The sequence below is a fragment of the Achromobacter pulmonis genome (assembly GCF_021733725.1).
GTDB lineage: Bacteria > Pseudomonadota > Gammaproteobacteria > Burkholderiales > Burkholderiaceae_B > Achromobacter > Achromobacter pulmonis.
This window is the reverse complement of record NZ_JAIFOT010000001.1, coordinates 722,236-744,402: the sequence shown is the minus strand read 5'-3', so window position 1 is coordinate 744,402 and position 22,167 is coordinate 722,236. Positions and strand designations below refer to the sequence as shown.

The window sequence follows — 22,167 nt, the reverse complement described above, 5'->3', positions numbered from 1 at the left end:
GGAAGATGAAAGTGGTTTCCCTGATCCGCAAACCCGCCGCAGTGGCCCTGACGCTGGCCCTGGCCGGCTGTGGCGGTCTGCTAAAAAGCGAATACCGCGCGCCCGCGACGCAGGCGCCGCCCGCCTGGACCCATGGCGCCGCTGCGGCCCCCGCCAGCGCGCTGGCCACCGGCGGCGCCTGGTGGCGCAATTTCAACGACCCGGTGCTGAACGGCCTGGTCGACGGCGCGCTGGCGCGCAACAACGACCTGGCCGCCGCCGCCATCCGCGTGCGCCGCGCGCAACTGCAGGCCGGCTTGGCGCAGGACCAGCTGATCCCGCAACTGTCCGGCACCGGCAACGTGACGCGCGCCCGCAACCTGCGCGGCGAACGCGAAATCACCCGCACCAACAGCGCCGAACTGTCGATCGGCTACGAGGTCGACCTGTGGGGCAAGCTCTCGCGCCAGCTCGATGCCGCCGAATGGGAGGCATTGGCCAGCGAGCAGGACCGCCAGAGTTCGGCGCTGTCGCTGGTGGGCACCACGGCCACGCTGTACTGGCAGACCGCCTTCATCAACCAGCGCATCGCCAGCAGCCTGGAGAGCATCGCCTACGCCCGCAAGACGCAGGACCTGGTGCGCGCGCAGTACGCCGCCGGCGGCGCCTCGGCGCTGGAGCTGGCCGAGGCCGAGCAGACCGTGGCGAGCCAGCAGGCGGCGCACGCGCTGCTGGTGCAGCAGCGCGTGGAATACGTGAACGCCCTGGCGATCCTGTTCGACGGCCCGCCCGACCGTACCATGGCCGACCCGCAACGCCTGCCGCAATACCCGCTGCCGCAGGCGCGCGAAGGCGTGCCGGCCGAACTGCTGGGTCGTCGCCCGGATCTGCGCGCCGCCGAATTGCGGCTGCGCGAATCGCTGTCCAACATCGACGCGGCGCGCGCCAGTTTCTATCCGACGCTGAACCTGACCGGCGCGCTGGGCAGCTCCAGTCCGACGCTGTCGAATGTGCTGCAGAACCCCGTGGGATCGTTGGCGGGAGCGCTGACGCTGCCATTCCTGCAATGGAACCGCCTGAGCCTGAACCTGCGCGTGTCGCAGGCCGATTTCGACGAGCGGGTCGTGAGCTTCCGCCAGGCCCTGTACCAGGCGATGGCGGACGTGGAGAACGCCTTGTCCAATCGTACCCAGTTGCGCCTGCAGGCCGAGCAACTGGACGCGTCCCTGAAGGCGGCGCGCGAGGCCGAGCGCCTGTACGAGGTACGCTACCGGGCCGGCTCGGTCTCGTTGCGGTTCTGGCTGGACGCGCAGGAAAAGCGGCGCGCGGCCGAGATCGCGCGGGACGAGAACGCCCTGAACCGCCTGATCAACCAGGTGAAGGTCTATCAGGCGCTGGGCGGCGACGATGCCGTGCCGACGCGGAACGATTCCGTCGGTGTGAATGCACGCTGATCCTTCCGCCCCGGCCACGCGCGGCGCAAGACCCCCCTCCGCGCCCATATAAAATACCCCCATGATCCCCCCAGAAGAAAAAGCCGACATCGCCCGCCGCTTCGGCAGCCTGTCCCGCCTCTATGGCCCCGACGCTCCCGCCCGCCTGCAAGGCGCCCACATCGCCGTCGCCGGCCTGGGTGGCGTTGGCTCCTGGACCGTCGAAGCCCTGGCCCGTTGCGGCGTCGGCGCCCTGACGCTGATCGACCTGGACCACATCGCCGAATCCAACGTCAACCGGCAGATCCATGCCCTGACGCAAACCCTGGGGCAATCCAAGGTGGATGCCATGGCCGAGCGCGTCTTGGCCATCAATCCCGAGTGCCGCCTGACACGCGTCGATGATTTCGTATCGCCGGAGAACGTCGGGCAAGTGCTGCCCGGTCCCTACCACGCCATCATCGACTGCACCGATCAGGCCACCGCCAAGATCGCCATGATCCTGCATGCGCGGGCGCTGGGGATACCGATGCTGCTGTGTGGCGGCGCCGGCGGCAAGACCGATCCGCTGGCGTTGCGCGCCGGCGACTTGTCGGCCGCCGTCAACGACGCCTTGCTGTCCAAGCTGCGCAACAAGCTGCGGCGCGAGCATGGGTTTCCGCGGGCGTCCGACAAGAACGGCAAGGCGCTCAAGCGCGTGCCGAAGATGGGGATTCATGCCCTGTGGTTCGATCAGCCCGCCATCCTGCCCGATGAATGGACGCGGCAGGCCGAGGCCGAGGACGATATGGGTGCCTCGGCGCAGGCCGTGGCGCCGCAGGGGTTGTCCTGCGCCGGCTATGGCTCGGTGGTCACCGTGACCGCCGCCATGGGCATGGCGGCCGCCAACGAGGCCTTGCGGCTGGCGCTGTAAGGCGGGGACTGGCGCCGCCCGGTTCGGAATGGCGGGCCGCCGCGCCGCGCTTGCGGCGCCGCGCCATGCTCACAGCGCTACGAACACCACGCCGTCCTCGATCCTGACCGGATAGGTGGCCAGGTTGTCGCGCAGCGGCGAACAGAGCGCGCGGCCGTCGCGCACGTCGAAGCGGCCCTGGTGCAGCGGGCACTCGATCTCGTGGCCCGTCAGGAAACCGTCGCACAGGCGCGCATTGCCGTGCGTACAGAGGTTGTCGGTGGCGTAGACGTTGCCTTCCACGCCGTACAGCGCGATCTCGCGATCGCCCGCCTGCACGGCGATCACGTCCTCGTCCGGCACGTCGGCCAACGCGATGGCCTTGATCCAATTCGTAGTCATGTCCTGGTGTCCTGGTCAGATGGGGTAGATCAGCGAATTCGGGATCAGCTCGCTGTCGAAGATGCACAGGCGCGACTCGAACTTCAGTCCGTCGGGCGTCTGCCGGATCACGTCCAGGTAGCGGCCGACGTTGTAGACCGTGGTCAGCTGGTTCGGCTTGGTGCGGAACACCGCGTAGTTGGCTTCCGATTCGATCCGGTCGCCCTGCACCGACAGCACGCGCGGCGCGCCGACCACGTGGCGTTGGTAGTACGGATCATGGAAGATGGTGTCGGTGGCGCCGTAGATGCGGTCCTTGAGCATGCCGCGGCTCTCGAACGACATGGTCGCCAGCGGGTAGCCGCGCTCGTGGTTCTCGCGCGGCAGCACCTTGTAGACACAGTCCTCCAGGAAGAACTCGGGCCATTGCGCCCACTGTTCGGCGTCGAGCGCGGCGGCGTAGTCGGTGTACAGCCGGGTCAGTTGGTAGTACAGGGGAAAGTCCAGCATCCTTACGCCTCCGCTTCCATCACGCGGCGCCAATAGGCGTACATGCCGCGGATCAGGGTTTCGGTCACCATGTGGTCGGTGTTCTCGGCGGTCTTGCCGCCCAGCTCGGCCACGCTGCGGTGCCAGGGCTTCTGCGCGAAGCCGGATTGCGAGAACTCGATGACTTCGCCGTCGTCGGCCGACACGAAGCCGGCGGGGCCGAACAGGTTGGCCTGGCGCAGGCGGCGCTGCGTCATCTCGGGCGTGTCGTCGGCAAAGCCGAAGTGCGTCCAGACAAAGTCGAAGGCGTCGTGGCCCACCGGCTGGATGTGGCGCGTCGACAGCGAATTGACCTGCTGCTGGATGATCACGCTGGGGAACAGCGTCATCAGCACGGCGGTCGGGCCGTTCCACCAGGGCTCCGGCACGATGTCGAGAAAGCGGTCGTCGTTCAGCGTCATCTGCTCCTTGAAGCTGGACACGCCGCTGGTGACGCTGCCCTTGCCGCCCTGGCCGCGGGTCGAGATCATGGCGGCGTGGCGGAAGTGGCGGTCCATCTTCAGCTCCGAGCGATTGTCCGCGCGCCACAGTCCGAAGGTGACGAACCAGGTGTGCAGCAGGCCCGGGTGGTACGGGTCCTTGATGTTCTCCTGCATCAGCTTCCAGTTGCCGGGAATGCGCTGGCGGCTGTAGCCGTGGATCACCAGTTGGCGGCCATCGAAGACCCGGTCGAAGTAGTGCAGGATGTCCGGGCCCAGGTAGTCCTCCAGCGGCTCGACCTCATGGTCGAACGAGGCGAACACCACGCCGTTGCGGCAGGCCACGGCCAGCTTGGTCAGGCCGTGTTCCTCGGGTTTGAAGTCGGGCGGCATACCGCCGTTGACGCGGCCGTCCTGCTTGACGCCGCGGCGGAACGGCACGCCGATCAGATTGCCCTGCAGGTCGTAATTCCATTGGTGGTAGGGGCAGACGAATTCGCTGCGGTTGCCGGACCGTTCGCGGCAGAACTGCACGCCGCGGTGGGCGCAGACGTTCTCCACCACGCGCACCTGGCCGTCGTTGTCGCGCAGCAGGATGACCGAACGCTCGCCCACGGCGGTGCGCTTGAAGTCGCCGGGGTTGGGGATTTCCGCTTCCAGGCCGACGTAGCTCCAGTGGCCGCGATAGAAGAAGCGCGCCAGCTCGCGCTGGTGCAGGGCGGCGTCGGTGTAGACGCCGAAGGGAATGCGGTGGCTGCCGTCGCCCTGCCAGGGCGGCACGAACGACAGCGGCTGTTCGGGGGCGTTCATCGGCGGCCTCCGGCGAGGCGGCCGCGCCGACAGGGCGGGGCGGGGGGATGGCGCATGGTTGTCTCCTTCATCCATCGGGGCCCGCGCGGCATGGGCGCAGGCGTTTGTTGCATCATCGGCCAGGGTGTGAAATAAATAAATAGAATCTGGATGATGACAACAATCACCAAAATGAATATTGGTGGAGACAAGCATGAACCTGCAAGACATGGACCTGAACCTGCTGGTCGTGTTCAACGCGTTGTGCAAGCACGGCCGTGTGTCGGCGGTGGCGCAGAACCTGGGCATCTCGCAGCCTGGCGTCAGCAACGCGCTGGGTCGGCTGCGCAAGCTGCTGGGCGACGAGCTGTTCCTGCGCACCTCGCGCGGCATGGTGCCCACGCCGTATGCCGAGGCGCTGGCGCAACCCATCGCCGACGCGCTGGCAGCGCTGCACGGCACGCTCAACGCCCGCGCCAGCTTCGATCCGGCGCGCAGCGAGCGGGCCTTCGTCATCGGCGTCAACGACGTCGGTGAAACCTATTTCCTGCCGCGCCTGATGCGGGCCCTGGACGGCGCCGCGCCCGGCGTCACCATCCGCACCGTGCGCACCACCTCGATCGACGTGAAGGACGAGATGGAGCGCGGCCGCATCGATCTGGCGATGGGATTCCTGCCGGGCCTGAAGCACGGCTTCTTCCAGCGCCGGCTGTTCCGCCAGCCGTACGTGTGCATTTTCCGCGAGGACCACCCGCTGGCGCGCACCGGCGTGTCGGCGCGGCAGTTCCGCGCCGCCGAGCACGTCGCCATCGTGTCCGAGGGCACCGGCCACGGCGTGGTCGACCAGGTCATCGAGCAGGCCGGCATTCGCCGGCGCCTGCGCCTGACGGTGCCGCACTTCATGGCGGTGGGGCCGGTGCTGCAGGCCACCGACATGATCGCGGTGGTGCCGCGCCGCTTCGCCGATTGCGCCTGCAAGCCCTTCGGCCTGGCCACCGCGCCCTGTCCGGTGAAGATCCCGGAGTCCGTCATCAACGTGTTCTGGCATGCCCGTAACCACCGCGAGCCCGCCAACCAGTGGCTGCGGCAGGTGGTGGTGGAGCAGTTCGCGGATTAGCGGGACCCGCGCGCGAGGCGGGCGGCCGGTTCAGGCTTCGCGCAGGGTCACCGTGAACCAGCCGCGCAAGGCGTTGGACAGGCGGATCTCTTCAGCCGCATGCAGATCGGCCAGGGTCAGCACCCGTTCCTTGGCGTTGCCGGTGTCGAGCAGTTCGGCGCGCTGCACGCCGGGCAGACAGCCACTATCGACCGGCGGGGTGTACCACTCGCCATCCAGGCGCAGGTAGACGTTGCTGCGGCTGCCTTCGCACAGCTCGCCGCGTTCGTTCAGGTAGACCAGGTCGAAGATGTGCGGATGGGCCGGCAGCCATTCGATGGTCTTGGTGTACCAGGGCCGGTAGGTGGTCTTGTAGCGCAGCAGCGGTTCGGACGAGCGCAGCGCCTCGGGCGCCAGCATGATTTCCTGCACCGCCGGCAGCGGCGGCAGCACGGCGGTCTGGATGTGGCGGTTGCCATCGCGCGCGGCCAGCAGACGCAGGCGGTGCGCGCCAGGCGTGTTCAGGCTGAGGGCGGCGATCATGATGTCGCTTTCGACCGCGCCGCCGCCCCAGGCATAGCCCAGCGCCTTGCAGGAGTGCTCCAGACGGCGCAGGTGGCGCGCCAGCAGCGGCACGCGACGCTCGGCATCGACCAGGATGGTCTCGATCAGTTCGGGTTGCATGGGGGCTCCTGGGAAACGGCCGACGGTGGCGGGCGGGGCCGGGTTCTATCCTACCCCGCGGACGCGGATTGCGCACTCAGGCGCGCAGGATACGGGCCTTCCAGTGGCATTCCTGCCATTCCTCGGCCGGGTCGGAGTCATGCACGATGCCGCCGCCGACGCTGTAGACGCCATGCCCGGCCCGGTCCAGCACCAAGGTGCGGATGGCCACGTTGAGCGAGAAATCGCCGTCCGGGGCCAGCCAGCCGATGCTGCCGCAGTACAGGCCGCGCGGCGCGGTCTCCATCTGGCGGATGCGGCGCATGGCGGCGACCTTGGGCGCGCCGGTGATCGAGCCGCAGGGAAACAGCGCGCGCAGCACGTCTTCGAGCGTGGCGTCAGGCGCCCGCGCCGAGACGGTCGAGGTCATGGTCCAGACCGTGGGATAGCGTTCCAGCGCGAACAGCGCCTCGACCGTGACCGAGCCCGGTTCGGCCAGCCGGCCCAGGTCGTTGCGCAGCAGGTCGACGATCATCAGGTTCTCGGCGCGGTTTTTCTCGCTGGCCAGCAGCGCCTGGCCCAGGCGCTGGTCCTCGGCCGGATCGGGATGGCGGGGCGCCGTGCCCTTCATGGGGCGGGTGGTCAATCGCGCACCGCGGCGGGTCACGAACAGCTCGGGCGAGAACGACAGCACCGTGCGCGCGCCGTCCTCGATGTAGGCGCCGTGCGCCACAGGATTGCGGGCGGCGATGCGGCGGTATAGCGTGGTCGCGTCGCCCTGGTATTGCACGTCCAGCGGCTGGGTGTAGTTGACCTGGTACAGCTCGCCGGCGCCGATCAGGTCGCGGATGGCGTCGATCCGGCGCACATAGGCGGCTTCGGTCATGCGCGGCGCGGGAATGCTGAGCGCGCCTGGCGCGCTGTCGGCCGCCGGCGCGTCCCACGGGGCTTCGTCGAACTTGCGCTCGAATACCAGCGCCGTCAGGCGCGCCCGGCCGTCGTCATGCGGCGGCGTCCAGGGGCCGGCGGGCGCGGGCAGGGCGGCTTCCGGCAGCAGCCATTCGCCCAGCTCGTAATCCAGCAGCAGGGCAACCCAGTGCCCGCGTCGGCGCGCCGCGTCGATGGCGGCCAGGGCGGGGCCGACCTCGGCCGCCGCGCGCGCCTCGATGCGGGCGCAAAAACCGTCCAGCCGCAGCGCGCGGCCGGCCAGCCGGTCTTCAAAACGACAATGCATGACTCTCTTTTACTGTTGCGCCAGGAATTCCGTCAGGACGCGGCCGGTATGGGAGTGGTCGCGCAAGGTCATGACGTGTTCCGGCGAGCCCTGCGCCACCAGCTTGCCGCCGCCGGTGCCGCCTTCGGGGCCCAGGTCCAGCAGCCAGTCGGCTTCGGCGATGACGTCGAGATTATGTTCGATCACCACCACCGTGTTGCCGGCTTCCACCAGGCGATGCAGCACGTGGATCAGCTTTTCCACGTCGGCCATCGACAGGCCCACGGTCGGCTCATCCAGCACGTACAGCGTGTGCGGGATGCGCGAGGCGCGGCCGGTCTTGATCAGGCCGTCGGTCAGGCGCGCCTTGGATAGCTCGGTCACCAGCTTGATGCGCTGCGCCTCGCCGCCGGACAGCGTCGGCGACGGCTGGCCCAGCGTCAGGTAGCCCAGGCCGACGTCCTGCATCAGTTGCAGCGGACGGTGGATCTTGGGATGGGCGGCGAAGTACTCGATGGCGTCATCGACTTCCATGGCCAGCAGTTCGCCGGCGTTCTTGCCGCGCATCTGCACGCTCAGCGTGTCGCTGTTGAAGCGCGCGCCGTTGCAGGCATCGCACGGCACCTTCACGTCGGGCAGGAAGTTCATTTCGATGGTGCGCATGCCCTGGCCTTCGCAGATCGGGCAGCGGCCGTCGCCGGTGTTGAACGAGAAGCGCGCCGCCGTCCAGCCGCGCATGCGCGCTTCGCGCGTGTCGGCGAACTGCTTGCGCACGTCGTCCCAGAAGCCGACGTAGGTGGCCGGGCACGAGCGCGGTGTCTTGCCGATCGGGGTCTGGTCCACTTCCAGCACGCGGTCGATCGCCTCCCAGCCGCGGATGCTCTCGCAGCCGGCCCAGCCGGGCGCCTTGCCCTGCGAAACGGCCTGCATCAGGTTGTCCAGCAGCACTTCGCGCGCCAGCGTCGATTTGCCGGAACCGGATACGCCGGTGACCACGCTCAGGCGGCCCACCGGGATCTTGGCGTCAACGCTGCGCAGGTTGTGCAGGCGCGCGCCCTTGATCTCGATCATCGGCGTGTCGGCCTCGACCGGGCGGCGGCCTTGCAACGGGTGTTGCAGCGGCTTGGCCAGGTAGCGGCCGGTGACGGATTCGGGCGCGTCGATCAGGTCCTGCGCGCTGCCCTGCGCCACCACGCGGCCGCCGCGGATGCCGGCGCCGGGGCCGATATCGATGATGTGCGAGGCGCGGCGGATGGTGTCGTCGTCATGCTCGACCACCACCAGCGTGTTGCCGTTGCCTTCCAGCCGCGCCAGTGCGTCCAGCAGGATACGGTTGTCGCGCGGGTGCAGGCCGATGGTGGGCTCGTCCAGCACATAGCAGACGCCTTGCAGATTGGAGCCGAGCTGCGCCGCCAGGCGGATGCGCTGCGCCTCGCCGCCCGACAGGGTGGGGGCGGCGCGGTCCAGCGCCAGGTAGTTCAGGCCGACTTCCTGCATGAAGTTCAGGCGGCCGCGGATTTCGGTGAGGATGTCGCGGGCGATCTCGCCTTCGCGGCCGCGCGCCACCAGTCCGGTGAAGAAGGTATGCGCGTCCGACACCGGCAGCGCGGCCAGTTCGGCGATTGACTTGTCGCGCCAGCGCACCGCGCGGGCGACCCGGTTCAGCCGCTGGCCGTCGCACTGCGTGCAGACCTTGGCCTCGCCTTCGTACCAGGCGTTCCAGGCGGTTTCCTCGCCGGTCTGCGCTTCGTCGAAGCCCTGCAATTGCAGGCCGGTGCCGAAGCAGCCGGTGCACCAGCCGTGCTTGGAGTTGTACGAGAACAGGCGCGGATCGGGCTCGGGGAAACTGGTGCCGCACGACGGGCAGGCGCGCTTGACCGAGAAATGCTGCTGCTGCAGTTCGCTGTTGAGCGCCTCGTGCAGCTTGTCCACCGGCCACACCACCGACATCACGCCCTGGCCATTTTCCAGCGCGCTCTTGACCGCGGCGCGCAGGTCGGCCTCGTTGGCCGGGTCGACCACCACGTCGGCCACCGGCAGCTCGATGGTGTGTTCCTTGTAGCGGTCCAGGCGCGGCCACGGCGCCACGGGGATGAATTCGCCGTCGACCCGCAGGTGCGTATGGCCCTTGGAGCCGGCCCACTTGGCCAGGTCGGTGTAGTAGCCCTTGCGCGCGGTGACCAGCGGCGCCAGCAGGCCGATGTGCTCGCCCTTGCGTTCGCGCAGCAGGCGCGCCACGATCTGGTCGGTGTTCTGCGGCTCCACCGCGACGTTGCAGTCAGGGCAGTATTGCGTGCCCAGCTTCACGTACAGCAGGCGCAGGAAGTGATGGATCTCGGTCATCGTGGCCACGGTCGACTTGCGTCCGCCGCGGCTGGTGCGCTGCTCGATGGCCACGGTGGGCGGGATGCCGAAGATGGCGTCCACGTCGGGCTTGCCGGCCGGCTGCACGATGGCGCGGGCGTAGGCGTTGAGCGATTCGAGGTAGCGGCGCTGGCCTTCGTTGAACAGGATATCGAAGGCCAGGGTCGATTTGCCCGAGCCGGACACGCCGGTGATCACGGTGAACTTGTCGCGCGGAATCTCGACGCTGACGTTCTTCAGGTTGTGCTCGCGCGCGTTGCGGATCTCGATCGCCAGGTTGTTGTCCTGGCGGCGCTTGCGCATGACCGATTGCAGCGGCGTGCCTTCGCCGGCGCCATAGCTGGCGGTGGGTTCGGCGACCAGGGCCGTCAGGCCGGCCTGCTCGGCTTCCTGCGCATCGATGTCGCTGCTGACCACCACGTCGACCGGCAGGATGCTGACTTCGTAGTCGCGCAGCGCCGCGCCGGTGTGCGAGCCGGGGTTGGCCATCAGGTCCTGCGGCGTGCCGACGCCGATCACCAGGCCGCCGGCATCGCCGCCTTCGGGGCCCAGGTCGATCAGCCAGTCGGCCGCGCGGATCACGTCCAGGTTGTGTTCGATGACCAGCAGCGTGTGGCCCGCGGCCAGCAGCTTGCGGAAGGCGCGCATCAGGCGCGCCACGTCATCGAAGTGCAGGCCGGTGGTGGGCTCGTCAAACAGGAACAGGCTGCGCTTCTTGGCGACCTTGGCGGTGGAGATGCCGCTGCGCGCCGCTTCGGCCAGGTGGCCGGCCAGCTTCAGGCGCTGCGCCTCGCCGCCCGACAGCGTTGGCACCGGCTGGCCCAGCCGCACGTATTCCAGGCCGACATCGGCCAGCGGCGCCAGGCCGGTCTGCACGTCGCGCAGGCCCTTGAAGAACGTCAGCGCCTCGCTCACCGTCATTTCCAGCACCTCGTCGATCGAGGCGCTCTTGCCCAGGTGCTCGACGCGCACTTCCAGCACTTCGGGGCGGAAGCGCTTGCCGTCGCAATCGGGGCAACGCAGGTAGACGTCGGACAGGAACTGCATCTCGACGTGCTCGAAGCCGGTGCCGCCGCAGGTCGGGCAACGGCCGTCGCCGCCGTTGAAGCTGAAAGTGCCGGCGGTGTAGGCGCGTTCGCGCGCCAGCGGCGCCTGGGCGAACAGCTTGCGGATCGCGTCGAACGCGCCGACGTAGCTGGCCGGGTTGGAGCGCGCGGTCTTGCCGATCGGGGTCTGGTCGACCATGACGACGTCGGCGATCTGCTCGGCGCCCAGCAGGCGCTCGAAGGCGCCCGGCGCTTCCGACGGCTTGCCCTTTTGCTTGAGCAGGGCCGGGTAGAGCACGTCCTGCACCAGGGTCGATTTGCCCGAGCCGGACACGCCCGTGACGCACACCAGCCGGCCCAGCGGCAGCTCGACCGAGACATTCTTCAGGTTGTGCGCGCTGACGCCTTCGAGCAGCAGGCGCGGCGTGCTGGCCGCCACCGGCATGGGGCGCGGCGCTTCGACGCGCTGGCGTCCGCCGAGGTAGTCGCCGGTCAGCGTGCGGGCCGCGCGCAGTTGCGCCGGCGTGCCGTCGAACACGATCTGGCCGCCGCGTTCGCCGGGGCCGGGACCGATGTCGATGATGCGGTCGGCGGCCACCATGACCTGCGGGTCATGCTCGACCACCACCAGCGTGTTGCCGGCGCTGCGCAGGCGGTGCATGACCTCGACCACGCGGTGCATGTCGCGCGGGTGCAGGCCGATGGACGGCTCGTCCAGCACGAACAGCGTGTTCACCAGCGAGGTGCCGAGCGCGGTGGTCAGGTTGATGCGCTGCACTTCGCCGCCTGACAGCGTACGGCTCTGGCGGTCCAGCGTCAGGTAGCCCAGGCCGACGTCGCACAGGAACTTCAGGCGCGCGCGCACCTCGGTCATGAGCAGGTCGGTGGCGGCGTCGAGCGCGCCTTCGAACGACAGGGCGTCGAAGAACGCGCGCACCCGCTCGATCGGCAGCAGCATCACGTCGTGGATCGACAAGCCGTCCAGGTTGTCGAGCTGCTCGCGGCTCCAGTTGGCGCCGACCGGCATGAAGCGCTTGTAGCGGCCATCGTCGGGCGGCAGCACGGTGTCGGCCTCGGCCTTGGTGCCCAGGCGCCACAGCAGCGCGTCGGGCTTGAGGCGCGCGCCGTTGCAGGTGGGGCAGGGCGTGTAGCTGCGGTATTTGGACAGCAGCACGCGCACGTGCATCTTGTACGACTTGGTCTCGAGCCAGTCGAAGAAGCGTTGCACGCCGTACCACTGGTGTTTCCAGGCGTCGTTGCCGCCCTTCCAGTCGGGCGTGCCGTATAGCACCCAGCGCTTGTGTTCCTCGCTCATGCTCTTCCACGGCACCCCCAGCGGGATGCCGGCGCGCGGCGCATATTTCTGCAGGTCGTCCTGGCATTCCTTGTACGACGGCGTGGTCCAGGGCTTGATGGCGCCTTCCAGCAGGGTCTTGTTCTCGTCGGGGATGACCAGGCCGAAGTCGATGCCGATCACGCGGCCGAAGCCGCGGCAGGCCTCGCAGGCGCCCAGCGGCGAGTTGAACGAGAAGCTGCTGGGCAACGGATCGGTGTACTCGATATCGCAGTCGGCGCAGTGCAGCCGGTCGCTGTACTTCCAGAGATGCGCGTCGGCGCCCTCGGCGTCCATGGCGTACACGGCCAGGTGCCCGGCGCCCATGCGCAGCGCGGTGTCCAGCGCTTCCATCACGCGTTCGCGCTCGGTGCCGGCGAAGCGGAAGCGGTCCTGGATGACATGCAGGATGCGGCGCGCCTCGGTGGCGGCCTTGGCCTTGCCCTTTTCCTTCTTGGCGCCCTTGGCCGGCGCGGCGGCGCGCGGCACGGCGGTTTCCTCGGTATGCACGCGGGTATAGCCCTGCTGCTCGAGGAAGCCGCGCACTTCGTCTTCGGTGAAGTTGGCGGGCACCGCGATGGGGAAGGTCACCACCAGGCGCGGGTCGCCGGCGGCGGCGGCGCGTTCGGCCAGCGAGCGGTAGATGGAGTCGGGCGTGTCGCGCTGCACCACCTTGCCGCAGCCGCGGCAGTGCAGGCGCGCGCCGCGCGCGAATAGCAGCTTGATGTGGTCATTGAGCTCGGTCATCGTGCCGACCGTGCTGCGCGAGCTGCGCACCGGGTTGGTCTGGTCGATGGCGATGGCCGGCAGGATGCCCTCGATACGGTCCACCTGGGGCTTGTCCATGCGGTCCAGGAACTGGCGCGCATAGGGCGAGAAGGTCTCCACGTAGCGGCGCTGGCCCTCGGCATAGAGGGTGTCGAAGGCCAGCGAACTTTTGCCGGACCCCGACACCCCGGTCACGACTACCAGTTCGCCGGTGGCGATGGTCAGGTCGAGGTTCTTGAGATTGTTCTGGCGGGCGCCAACGATGCGGATTTGGGAGCTCATGGACGGTATCGTAGCCTGAGGGAGGGCGGGGCCCCGGACGGCGGCCTGTGGCTGGTTCGGGGCGTGGCGATGTGGAATAATTGCCTATATCGTGAGGTATGTGTCCACAATGTGGGCAATCATGCGCGACGCTGCTGTACAAATAAACAGTATCGCAGATTCGTCTGAATTTAGCGCGCTTTGCCTGCGGTATTCCGCAGCGACACGGGCGCGGGACATCTTCCAGAGGTGGGGGTGATGGTGTCGGAAACCAAGGTGGCGGGCGCGGCGGCGTTCGCCAAGTTCATGGCGGTGCTGCAGGCGGTGGCCGATGCCCCGCAGCCGCCCAGCGCGGCGGCGCTGGCGCGCCGTTGCGGCTATCCCCGGCCCACGGTCTACCGAATTGTCGCGGCGCTGGCCGAGCAAGGCATGCTGGCCGAGACCGGCGGCGCCTATCGCCTGGGGCCGCGCCTGCTGGCGCTGGCCAGCCGCGCCTGGTCGCAGTTCGACCTGCGCGCCACGCTGGCGGCCGACCTGCGGGCGCTACGCGATGCCACTGGCGAAACCGTGCACCTGGCGGTGCCGGCCGGCGCCGAAATGATCTACATCGACAAGCTCGAAAGCCCTGGGCCGGTGCGCATGGCCTCGCGCGTCGGCGCGGCGGTGGCGCTGCATTCCAGCGCGGTCGGCAAGGCCTATCTGGCGGCGCTTGGCGAAGCGGCGCGCGAACCCCTGCTGCGCGACCTGCCGCTGGAACCGCGCATGCCCGGCACGCTGGCGGACTTGCCCGCGCTGCGGGCCGCGCTGGCCGAGACGGCGGCGCGCGGCTATGCCCTGGACAACGAGGAAAACGAGCCCGGCATCGTCTGCTACGGCGTGGCGCTGCGCGACGCCGCCGGTCAGCCGGTGGCCTGCGTCAGCATCAGCACCCTGCTGTTTCGCCGCCATGATGACCCGCAATCCGCCTATATCGAACCCCTGCTGCGGCTGCGCGATGCGGCCACGGCCAGACTCGCCCTGCTGCCTGCCGGCGGCGCCTGAACGATCCCTCCCGAAAGGAATGCCATGACCGCTGCTCCCCGTGCCTCGAAACTCGACGCCTTGCTCGCCGCCCGGGTCGTGCCCGTGCTGCGCTACCAGGACGCCGCCACCGCGGCCTACGCCGCCGAGGTGGCCGTGGCCGCCGGCTGCGCCACGCTGGAACTGACCTGGACCATTCCCGGCGTCACCGCCCTGGTGCGCGCGTTGCGCGACAAGCACGGCCCCGCGCTGCTGCTGGGCGTGGGCACGGTGCTGGACGAGACCCAGGCGCGCCAGGCCCTGGTGGCCGGCGCCGACTTCCTGGTGTCGCCGGCCCTGGCCACCGAGATCGTCGACCTGGCGCACGCCGCCGATGCCCTGTGCCTGCTGGGCGCCTTCACCCCCACCGACGTGCTGGCCGCGCGCCGCGCCGGTGTCGATGTGGTCAAGGTGTTTCCGGCCGACACCGGCGGCCCCAAGCACCTGGCGGCGTTGAAGTCGGTGTACCCGGATACGGTGTTCTGCCCCACGGGCGGCGTCACCGCCGAGAACATGGCGTCCTACTTCGCCGCCGGCGCCGGCCTGGTCGGCATCGGCAGCAACCTCTACGACAAAGCCGCCTTCGCCGCGCGCGACACCGCCGCGCTGGTGGCGCAGATCACCCGCACCCGCGAGGCCGCCCATGGCTGATTTCGATATCGTCGCGCTGGGCGAGCCGCTGGTCGAGCTGAACCAGACCGGGCAGGACCCGCGCCAGTTCCTGCAAGGTTTCGGCGGCGACACTTCCAATGCCATCATCGCCGCGGCCCGCCAGGGCGCGCGCTGCGCCTATCTGACACGGGTCGGCGACGACGCCTTCGGCGCGCAGTTCCTGGCGCTGTGGCGCGAAGAGGACGTGGACACCTCGGGCGTCGAGGTCGACCCCAGCGCCCATACCGGCCTGTATTTCGTGCAGCACGGTCCCGACGGCCATGCCTTCAGCTATCTGCGCCGGGGCTCCGCCGCCAGCCTGATGACTCCCGCCAGCCTCGACGGGGGGCTGATCGAACGCGCCCGGTTCCTGCACGTCTCGGGCATCAGCCTGGCAATCAGCACCAGCGCCTGCGACACCGTCTTCGCCGCCATCGCCCGCGCTCGCGCGGCCGGCGTGCAGGTCAGCCTGGATTCGAACCTGCGGCTGCGCCTGTGGCCGCTGGACCGGGCCCGCGCCGTGCTGCGCGAGGCGCTGTGCCATGCCGACCTGTTCCTGCCGAGCATGGACGACATGCAGCACCTGACCGGCAACGACGACCCCGAGCGCACGCTCGACTGGATCCGCGACGCCGGCGCCACGGGCGTGGTGGTGCTGAAGCTGGGCAAGGACGGCGCCATCATCGACGATGGCAAGACCCGCACCCCGGTGGCGGCGCTGCGCGTGGACGCAATCGACGCCACCGGCGCCGGCGATTGCTTCGCCGGCAGCCTGCTGGCGCGCCGCTGCCAGGGTGACGACTGGGCCGACGCGGTGCGCTACGCCAACGTGGCGGCGGCGCTGTCGACGCTGGGTTATGGCGCGGTCGACCCCTTGCCGCGCGCCGAGCAGGTGCTGGCCAAGCTGCGGACCTGAGGCAGCGGTCGTCCTGACCGCCGGCCCAAAGAAAAATCCCCGCCGGTTCGCACCAGCGGGGATTTTTTTCGATCAGGCGGCGCGCCAGGAACCTGGCGCGGCGCGCGTGTCACATTTAGACGCGCTTGATCTTTTCCAGCATCTTGAACACACCCTTAGGCGACTTGACGAACAAGCGCTTGAAGGCCTTGCCCAGGCAACGGCGTTCCAGGGTGTTGCGACGCACGCGTTTGCGTTCAGCCATGTTGATTCTCCTGTTGAATTTGCGGAAATCGAATTAGCGGATCGAAATCTGCCTCCAGGCTTGGCTTGAAGGCGTCTTGGACCCGACCGCACAACCGGAAACCGGGCTGGCGGGGAAATTGGGTAACTCGGTATTCTAGCCTGAAAGTGGCGAGGGTGCCAATTTTGGGGGGGCCAGCCTGCAGACCCAACAAGACAAAAAATAGGGACACACTTAGGCCCGCCGATCCCGCCACGCGCGGCTCAAGAACCCGCATCGTCCAAAAAACAAAGACTACTCAGCCGGTCCCAACTTAGGCCGAATGAAATCCATGAACGCCCGGGTCTTGGCCGGCTGGATACTCGACGGATAAATCACGTAGATGGAAATGGGATCCACCGACCACCCCGGCAACACCCGCCGCAACGAATTGCGCTTGATGATCGGATCCAGCGCCTGGCAATGCGGCATCCGCGTGATCGCCAGATCCAGTCCCGCCAGGGTCCCCGCGATACTCATGTTGTTGGCCGCCAGATGCCCGCTCACGGGAACCTGCTCGCGCACCTGGCCGTTGTACAGCGTCCAATGGGAATGGGCGTCATCGATTGTCGTGCGCAGGCACTGATGCTGCGTCAGGTCCCCCGGCGTCTTTGGCTCGCCGAAGCGTTCCAGATAGCGGTCCGACGCATAAAGGTAGTTGTCCAGCGACACCAGCTCCTGCACCACCGCGCCGTCGCTGCGCGGCGCCGGCGCGCCGCCATTGCCATTGCCGGTGTCGATATTGGCAACCGGATAGTCGCTGTTGCGGCCGAATCGCAGCACGATGTCGAACGGCGTGCCCTGGGCATCCGACGCCGTCATCATGCTCAGGTCGAACTCGCACTCCACTTCCGGATAGCGGTCCGTGAAATCCCTGATCGTCTCCGGCAGCAGCCAGATCGCCAGGCTATAGGGCATCGACACCCGCAGATTGCCGGACGGGCCGCCCGACAATGTCTGTAATTGCTCGTGCGCCAGGCGCGCCTCGTCGATCAGGCCCTGGCAGCGGCTCATGTAGGCCGCGCCCGCCTCGGTCAGGTCCAGGCGGCGGGTGTTGCGATTGATCAGGCGCAGGCCGATCGCGCGTTCCAGCTCGTTGATACGGCGTGACAGCGTCGACGTGGGCATGTTCAGGGCCCGGGCGGCCAGGCTGAAGCTCTTGCGCTTGGCAACCTCTACGAACAAGGCGATGTCATTGAGCTGGACGGTCGAAGCTTCCATAGGCATTCCGGTGTGGGCCGCCCGAGTTTACGCCACTCCGGCGCCCCGTCCCAAAGGGGGCGGCGGTTGCCAGGACCCGTCCGGGAATCCGCGCATTGTCAGATTTGATTGCAAATTTGCATGCGATGGCATCAGTTGGCACAGGCATTTCCCCTACACTTCAGGCGAAAACGACACAGACCAAGACCGCAGCGGTTGTCCGGAAATCGCAAAGGGGCACAGTTCGCATGACCGATACACCGACGTTCTTCACCGTCCTGACGCCCACCTACAACCGGGCGGGCACGCTGCATCGGGTGTATGAATCGCTTTCCCGCCAGACGTTCCGGGATTTCGAGTGGGTGATCGTGGACGACGGTTCCACCGACAACACGCACGAGGCCGTGCTCGACTGGCAGCAACGCGCCAACTTTCCCATCCGCTACTTCTGGCAGAACAACCAGCACAAGAAAACCGCTTTCAACCGCGGCGTGCGCGAGGCCCACGGCGAGCTGATCGTGGCGCTGGACAGCGACGATGAAATGCCGGCGCAAGCGCTAGCCACCTTCAAGGCCGCCTGGGATGCCATCCCGCCGGCGCGCCGGGACGCCTATGTCGCGGTGACCGGCCTGTGCGCGCGACCCGACGGCAGCATCGTCGGCGACCGCTATCCGCAGGACGTGTTCGACAGTACCTCCGTGGACGTGTACTTCCGTTACCGCATCAAGGGCGAGAAATTCGGCTGTATGCGCACCGACATCCTGCGCAAGTTCCCCTTTCCCGAAGACGTGGCCGGGTTCGTGCCGGAAAGCCTGGTGTGGTGGGCGATTGCGCGGGCCGGCTATCTCAGCCGTTTCATCAACCAGGTGGTGCGCACCTATCACGACACACCGGGCGGCTTGAGCCAGGGGGCGGTCTCGGTTGGCAACAATGCCCAGGGCCTGTACCTGCTGGCCTGGGACATGCTGCAGCATCACCTGGAATTTTTCCGCTTCCGGCCGCGCGAATTCATCATGGCCGCCGCGCGCTACACACGCTTCCGGCTGCACCTGAAGCACTCCGGCGTGCCGACGGCGGTGCAGGCGTACCGCCTGACCAACCCCTGGGCGCGGCTGATGGTGGGGGCGATGTGGCCGCTGGGTTATGCGCTGTATCGCCGCGACCGGCGGCGCGGCGTGGCCTGAACGGCGGCCGGACGCCCGCCGCGGCCTGCTGGCAAAGCGCTGCGCAATACTACGCCGGGGCCGGCGCTGCGTGTCCCAGCCCCAGGTAGACCTCGACCACGCGCGGGTCCACGGCGACCTGGGCGGCCGGACCTTCCAGTGTGACGCTGCCGGTTTCCAGCACGTAGGCGTAGTCCGCCACCTGCAGCGCGGCGCGCGCGTTCTGCTCGATCAGCAGGATCGACACGCCCATGGCGCGCAACTGCTCGACGATGCGGAACACCTCGCGCACGATGCGCGGCGCCAGGCCCAGGCTGGGTTCGTCCAGCATGAGCAGGCGCGGCTTGGCCATCAGCGCGCGGCCCACCGCCAGCATCTGGCGTTCGCCGCCGGACAGCGTGCCCGCCAGCTGCCCGCGGCGTTCGCGCAGGCGCGGAAACAGGTCGTAGACCTCGGCCAGCGTCTGGTCCTGGTCGCGCAGGCCGCGGCGGAAGCGGTCGAAGGCGCCCAGCATCAGGTTGTCCTCCACTGACATCTCGGCGAACAGTTCGCGCTTTTCCGGCACCAGGTTCATGCCGGCGGCCACCATTTCCTCGATCTCGGCGTGTTCCTGGCGCTTGCCGCCGAACACGATCTCGCCGCGCGAGGGCAGCACGCCCATGATGGCCGACAGCAGCGTGGTCTTGCCGGCGCCGTTGGGGCCGATCACGGTCACGATCTTGCCCTCGTCCACCGACAGGCTCACGCCCGAGACGGCCTCAACCTTGTCATAGGCCACGCGCAGGTCGCGCACTTCCAGCAGTTTCGCGCTCATCATTCCGCTCCACCCAGATAGGCTTCCAGCACCGCGGGGTTGTGCTGGATCTCGGCCGGCAGGCCCTCGGCGATCTTCTCGCCGAAGTCCATCACCAGCACGCGGTCCACCAGGCCCATCACGAAATCCATGTCGTGCTCGACCAGCAGGATCGCCATGCCCTCGGCCCGCAGCTTCTTCAGCAATTCGGCCAGTTCGCGCTTTTCCTGGTAGCGCAGGCCGGCGGCCGGTTCGTCCAGCAGCAGGATGCAGGGGTCGGACGCCAGCGCCCGCGCGATCTCCAGGATGCGCTGCTGGCCCAGCGCCAGCGAGCCGGCCTCGTCGTGCAGGTGCTTGCCCAGGCCAACGCGCTCGACCTGGCGCGCGGCCTCGGCCAGCAGGCGGGCTTCCTCGGCGCGGTCCAGCCGCCAGGCGGCCGGCAGCACGCCGCGATGGCCACGCAGGTGGGCGCCGATGGCGACGTTCTCCAGCACGCTCATGCGGCCCAGCAGGCGCACGTGCTGGAAGGTGCGCGACAGGCCCAGGCGGGCGATGCGGCGCGCGCCGGCGCCGGCCACCGGCTGCCCCAGCAGCGTGACCTGGCCAGAGGTGGGCGTGTCCACGCCAGAGATCTGGTTGAACATGGTGCTCTTGCCGGCCCCGTTGGGGCCGATCAGCGCCAGGATCTCGCCGGCGCGGATTTCCAGGTTCATGGCATTGTTGGCGACCAGGCCGCCGAACTTGCGGGTCACGTCGACGGCCTTGAGCACCACCTCGCCGCGCGGCGGCATCGGCTTGCGCGGCAGCGGCTCGGCCTGCGGGTCAATCTGCCGCGGGCGCTTGCGCACCGGCACGCAGCGCGCCAGCACCGGCCACAGGCCGCCGCGGAAGCGGTGCAACAGCAGCACCATGCCGAAGCCGAACACGATCACCTCGAAGTTGCCGCTCTGGCCCAGCAGCTTGGGCAGCCAGTCCTGCAGCCATTGCTTGAGCACCGTGAACACACCCGCGCCGACCAGCGCGCCCCAGACCTGGCCGGCGCCGCCGATGACGGTCATGAACAGGTATTCGATGCCCATCTGCAGGCCGAACGGGTTCGGATTGACGAAGCGTTGCATGTGCGCGTAAAGCCAGCCCGAGGCGCAGGCCTGCAGCGCCGCGATGATGAAGATCACCATGCGCGAGCGGGCCGTGTCCACGCCCATCGACTCGGCCATGACGCGCCCGCCCTTGAGGGCGCGGATGGCGCGCCCTTCGCGCGAGTCCAGCAGGTTGCTGGTCGACCACATGGCCACCAGCAGGAAGGCCCAGATCAGATAGAAGATGTCTTCGCCCTGCGTCAGCGCCCAGCCGAACAGGTGGATGGCCGGCACATCGGGAATGCCGGTGTGGCCGCCCAGGCCTTCGACCGAGCCGAAGGCGAAGTACAGCGACAGGCCCCAGGCGATGGTGCCCAGCGGCAGGAAGTGGCCGGACAGCTTGAGCGTGATGGCGCCCAGCAGGTAGGCCACCACCAGGGTCAGCAGCAGCCCGGCCAGCAGCGTCAGCCAGGGCGACGCGCCGATCCACGCCAGCCAGGCGGGCAGGGCGTCGGCGCGGGTGGTGAGCAGCGCGGTGGTGTAGGCCCCCACGCCGACGAAGGCGGCCTGGCCGAAGCTGGTCAGCCCGCCGACGCCGGTCAGCAGCACCAGCCCCAGCGCCACCATGGCGTACAGGCCGATGTAGTTCAGCAGGGTGACGTAGAACGGCGGCAGTCCCAGCGGCGCGACCGCCAGCAGCGCCAGGAACACGATGACGAGGTGGCGCGGGGTCATTCTTCTTCTTCCTCGACGTGGTGGCTTTTCAGGGAACGCCAGAGCAGCACGGGGATGATCAGCGTGAAGACGATGATCTCCTTGTAGGCGCTGGCCCAGAACGAGGAAAAGGCCTCGATCAGGCCGACCAGCAAGGCGCCGGCGGCGGCCAGCGGGTAGCTCACCAGGCCGCCGATGATGGCGCCGACGAAGCCCTTCAGGCTGACCATGAAGCCGGAATCGAAATACATGGTGGTGATGGGCGCGATCAGGATGCCCGAAACGGTGCCGATCAGCGCCGCCAGGAAGAATGTGGCCTTGCCGGCGAACACCGGCGAGATGCCCATCAGCCGCGCACCCAGCCGGTTGAAGGCGGCGGCGCGCAAGGCCTTGCCGTACATCGAGCGTTCGAAGAACTGGTACAGCACCACGATCAGCAGCGCCGACACCGCTACCACCCAGAGCGCCTGGCTGTTGACGTTGATCGGACCCAGCGCCAGGCTGGCCTCGTTGAACGGCGCGGTACGCGCGCCCTCGGCGCCGAAGGCCAGCAGGCCCAGGCCCACCAGCGCCAGGTGCACCGCGATCGACACGATCAGCAGCACCAGCGTCGAGGCCGAGGCGATCGGCTGGTAGAACAGGCGATACAGCTGCGGCCCCATCGGCACCACCAGCAACAGCGTCAGCAGCGCCTGCACCGCCATCGGCAGCTGCGCCAGCGGCAGGCGGTAGAGCAGCGCGGCCAGCGCCAGCGGATACACCGCCTTGGCGCCGATGCGCCACAGGGGCGCGCGGCGGCCGGAGCGCCTGGCGCGCGCGATCAGGTCGGCCACGGCCTCGGCCAGGGCGAAGGCCAGCAGCAGCCACACCAGCAGCACCGGTTTACCGGCCTGCAAGGCGGCCATCGTGAGCGCGCCGAAGGCGACGAACTCGCCCTGGGGGATGAACAGCACGCGGGTAACGGTAAAGACCAGCAGGATGGACAAGGCCAGCAGCGCATAGATGGCGCCGTTGGTGATGCCGTCCTGCCCGAGTATCAGGGCGATCTGAGCATTCATCGGTACTTCCGGATAGAACGGAAAAACATTGCAGCGGTTTTATTCCCCCCGAAGCGCTGCGCGCTTCCCCCCGGGGGGCATGCCTG

18 protein-coding genes are annotated in these 22,167 nt (G+C 68.4%); 7 read left to right on the top strand and 11 right to left on the bottom strand.

Annotated features, from left to right (window positions below; genetic code table 11):
• The first annotated feature begins 5 nt into the window (after positions 1-5).
• A complete protein-coding gene (locus K2W61_RS03420) occupies positions 6-1,433 on the top strand; it encodes an efflux transporter outer membrane subunit (RefSeq protein ID WP_175131186.1) in 1,428 nt (475 codons plus the stop codon).
• 61 nt (positions 1,434-1,494) lie between these two features.
• Positions 1,495-2,325: a tRNA threonylcarbamoyladenosine dehydratase gene (locus K2W61_RS03415; protein WP_175131187.1), complete on the top strand. Its 831-nt coding sequence runs from the start codon at positions 1,495-1,497 to the stop codon at positions 2,323-2,325.
• Between the two features lie 69 nt (positions 2,326-2,394).
• Here K2W61_RS03415 and K2W61_RS03410 read toward each other — a convergent pair whose 3' ends face one another.
• From K2W61_RS03410 to K2W61_RS03400, 3 genes are read right to left on the bottom strand one after another with little or no spacing between them, the layout of a single operon-like run.
• Positions 2,395-2,706 (bottom strand): non-heme iron oxygenase ferredoxin subunit, encoded by a 312-nt coding sequence (locus tag K2W61_RS03410; protein WP_006393099.1) that lies wholly within the window; start codon positions 2,704-2,706, stop codon positions 2,395-2,397.
• 15 nt (positions 2,707-2,721) lie between these two features.
• A complete protein-coding gene (locus tag K2W61_RS03405) occupies positions 2,722-3,195 on the bottom strand; it encodes an aromatic-ring-hydroxylating dioxygenase subunit beta (RefSeq protein WP_236755053.1) in 474 nt (157 codons plus the stop codon).
• A gap of 2 nt (positions 3,196-3,197) precedes the next feature.
• The gene (locus K2W61_RS03400; protein ID WP_175131189.1) at positions 3,198-4,463 is read right to left on the bottom strand and encodes an aromatic ring-hydroxylating dioxygenase subunit alpha; all 1,266 of its coding nucleotides are present in this window, start codon (positions 4,461-4,463) and stop codon (positions 3,198-3,200) included.
• A 193-nt stretch (positions 4,464-4,656) separates the two neighbouring features.
• Here K2W61_RS03400 and K2W61_RS03395 point away from each other — a divergent pair, with 193 nt between their 5' ends.
• Positions 4,657-5,559: a LysR family transcriptional regulator gene (locus tag K2W61_RS03395; protein WP_175131190.1), complete on the top strand. Its 903-nt coding sequence runs from the start codon at positions 4,657-4,659 to the stop codon at positions 5,557-5,559.
• 30 nt (positions 5,560-5,589) lie between these two features.
• Here the strand turns inward: K2W61_RS03395 and K2W61_RS03390 are convergent, their stop codons facing one another.
• The 3 genes from K2W61_RS03390 to uvrA all read right to left on the bottom strand — a co-directional run bounded on the left by K2W61_RS03390 (position 5,590) and on the right by uvrA (position 13,207).
• Entirely contained in the window at positions 5,590-6,222 is a 633-nt protein-coding gene (locus K2W61_RS03390) for an aminotransferase class IV family protein (RefSeq protein WP_175131191.1), read from the bottom strand.
• 76 nt (positions 6,223-6,298) lie between these two features.
• Complete coding sequence (locus tag K2W61_RS03385; RefSeq protein WP_175131192.1) at positions 6,299-7,435, bottom strand: aminodeoxychorismate synthase component I; 1,137 nt, start codon at positions 7,433-7,435, stop codon at positions 6,299-6,301.
• Positions 7,436-7,444: 9 nt separating this feature from the next.
• The gene (gene uvrA / locus K2W61_RS03380) at positions 7,445-13,207 is read right to left on the bottom strand and encodes an excinuclease ABC subunit UvrA (protein ID WP_236755052.1); all 5,763 of its coding nucleotides are present in this window, start codon (positions 13,205-13,207) and stop codon (positions 7,445-7,447) included.
• Between the two features lie 237 nt (positions 13,208-13,444).
• Between uvrA and K2W61_RS03375 the strand changes: the two genes are divergently transcribed.
• Genes K2W61_RS03375 through K2W61_RS03365 form a run of 3 tightly spaced genes read left to right on the top strand, consistent with a single transcriptional unit; the run spans position 13,445 to position 15,812 of the window.
• Positions 13,445-14,227: an IclR family transcriptional regulator gene (locus tag K2W61_RS03375; RefSeq protein ID WP_175140975.1), complete on the top strand. Its 783-nt coding sequence runs from the start codon at positions 13,445-13,447 to the stop codon at positions 14,225-14,227.
• A 24-nt stretch (positions 14,228-14,251) separates the two neighbouring features.
• Positions 14,252-14,896 carry a bifunctional 4-hydroxy-2-oxoglutarate aldolase/2-dehydro-3-deoxy-phosphogluconate aldolase gene (locus tag K2W61_RS03370; protein WP_236755051.1) on the top strand — a complete coding sequence of 215 codons (645 nt, stop codon included), beginning with the start codon at positions 14,252-14,254 and terminating at the stop codon, positions 14,894-14,896.
• Positions 14,889-15,812, top strand: a complete 924-nt coding sequence (locus tag K2W61_RS03365; protein WP_175140973.1) for a sugar kinase — start codon at positions 14,889-14,891, stop codon at positions 15,810-15,812. The genes K2W61_RS03370 and K2W61_RS03365 overlap by 8 nt, the downstream gene beginning before the upstream one ends.
• A gap of 115 nt (positions 15,813-15,927) precedes the next feature.
• Here the strand turns inward: K2W61_RS03365 and K2W61_RS27705 are convergent, their stop codons facing one another.
• Positions 15,928-16,056 (bottom strand): hypothetical protein, encoded by a 129-nt coding sequence (locus tag K2W61_RS27705; RefSeq protein WP_006226408.1) that lies wholly within the window; start codon positions 16,054-16,056, stop codon positions 15,928-15,930.
• Positions 16,057-16,329: 273 nt separating this feature from the next.
• Positions 16,330-17,295 (bottom strand): LysR family transcriptional regulator, encoded by a 966-nt coding sequence (locus K2W61_RS03360; RefSeq protein WP_175131197.1) that lies wholly within the window; start codon positions 17,293-17,295, stop codon positions 16,330-16,332.
• A gap of 227 nt (positions 17,296-17,522) precedes the next feature.
• Here K2W61_RS03360 and K2W61_RS03355 point away from each other — a divergent pair, with 227 nt between their 5' ends.
• Positions 17,523-18,458 (top strand): glycosyltransferase family 2 protein, encoded by a 936-nt coding sequence (locus K2W61_RS03355; protein WP_175131198.1) that lies wholly within the window; start codon positions 17,523-17,525, stop codon positions 18,456-18,458.
• Positions 18,459-18,507: 49 nt separating this feature from the next.
• On the opposite strand, the gene K2W61_RS03350 is transcribed toward K2W61_RS03355, so the two are convergent.
• From K2W61_RS03350 to K2W61_RS03340, 3 genes are read right to left on the bottom strand one after another with little or no spacing between them, the layout of a single operon-like run.
• Positions 18,508-19,251, bottom strand: coding sequence for an ABC transporter ATP-binding protein (locus K2W61_RS03350; protein WP_236755050.1), 744 nt, complete (start codon positions 19,249-19,251; stop codon positions 18,508-18,510).
• Positions 19,251-21,044: a branched-chain amino acid ABC transporter ATP-binding protein/permease gene (locus tag K2W61_RS03345; protein ID WP_236755049.1), complete on the bottom strand. Its 1,794-nt coding sequence runs from the start codon at positions 21,042-21,044 to the stop codon at positions 19,251-19,253. The genes K2W61_RS03350 and K2W61_RS03345 overlap by 1 nt, the downstream gene beginning before the upstream one ends.
• A complete protein-coding gene (locus tag K2W61_RS03340) occupies positions 21,041-22,081 on the bottom strand; it encodes a branched-chain amino acid ABC transporter permease (protein WP_175131201.1) in 1,041 nt (346 codons plus the stop codon). Before K2W61_RS03340 ends, K2W61_RS03345 begins: the two co-directional genes overlap by 4 nt.
• Positions 22,082-22,167 lie beyond the last annotated feature (86 nt).

Coding starts and splice junctions, on each gene's coding strand:
- K2W61_RS03355 (WP_175131198.1), top strand. CDS start 17,523: ATGACCGATACACCGACGTTCTTCACCGTCCTGACGCCCACCTACAAC.
- K2W61_RS03375 (WP_175140975.1), top strand. CDS start 13,445: ATGGTGTCGGAAACCAAGGTGGCGGGCGCGGCGGCGTTCGCCAAGTTC.
- K2W61_RS03345 (WP_236755049.1), bottom strand. CDS start 21,044: ATGACCCCGCGCCACCTCGTCATCGTGTTCCTGGCGCTGCTGGCGGTC.
- uvrA (WP_236755052.1), bottom strand. CDS start 13,207: ATGAGCTCCCAAATCCGCATCGTTGGCGCCCGCCAGAACAATCTCAAG.
- K2W61_RS27705 (WP_006226408.1), bottom strand. CDS start 16,056: ATGGCTGAACGCAAACGCGTGCGTCGCAACACCCTGGAACGCCGTTGC.
- K2W61_RS03410 (WP_006393099.1), bottom strand. CDS start 2,706: ATGACTACGAATTGGATCAAGGCCATCGCGTTGGCCGACGTGCCGGAC.
- K2W61_RS03340 (WP_175131201.1), bottom strand. CDS start 22,081: ATGAATGCTCAGATCGCCCTGATACTCGGGCAGGACGGCATCACCAAC.
- K2W61_RS03365 (WP_175140973.1), top strand. CDS start 14,889: ATGGCTGATTTCGATATCGTCGCGCTGGGCGAGCCGCTGGTCGAGCTG.
- K2W61_RS03420 (WP_175131186.1), top strand. CDS start 6: ATGAAAGTGGTTTCCCTGATCCGCAAACCCGCCGCAGTGGCCCTGACG.
- K2W61_RS03405 (WP_236755053.1), bottom strand. CDS start 3,195: ATGCTGGACTTTCCCCTGTACTACCAACTGACCCGGCTGTACACCGAC.
- K2W61_RS03385 (WP_175131192.1), bottom strand. CDS start 7,435: ATGCATTGTCGTTTTGAAGACCGGCTGGCCGGCCGCGCGCTGCGGCTG.
- K2W61_RS03415 (WP_175131187.1), top strand. CDS start 1,495: ATGATCCCCCCAGAAGAAAAAGCCGACATCGCCCGCCGCTTCGGCAGC.
- K2W61_RS03400 (WP_175131189.1), bottom strand. CDS start 4,463: ATGAACGCCCCCGAACAGCCGCTGTCGTTCGTGCCGCCCTGGCAGGGC.
- K2W61_RS03395 (WP_175131190.1), top strand. CDS start 4,657: ATGAACCTGCAAGACATGGACCTGAACCTGCTGGTCGTGTTCAACGCG.
- K2W61_RS03390 (WP_175131191.1), bottom strand. CDS start 6,222: ATGCAACCCGAACTGATCGAGACCATCCTGGTCGATGCCGAGCGTCGC.
- K2W61_RS03350 (WP_236755050.1), bottom strand. CDS start 19,251: ATGAGCGCGAAACTGCTGGAAGTGCGCGACCTGCGCGTGGCCTATGAC.
- K2W61_RS03370 (WP_236755051.1), top strand. CDS start 14,252: ATGACCGCTGCTCCCCGTGCCTCGAAACTCGACGCCTTGCTCGCCGCC.
- K2W61_RS03360 (WP_175131197.1), bottom strand. CDS start 17,295: ATGGAAGCTTCGACCGTCCAGCTCAATGACATCGCCTTGTTCGTAGAG.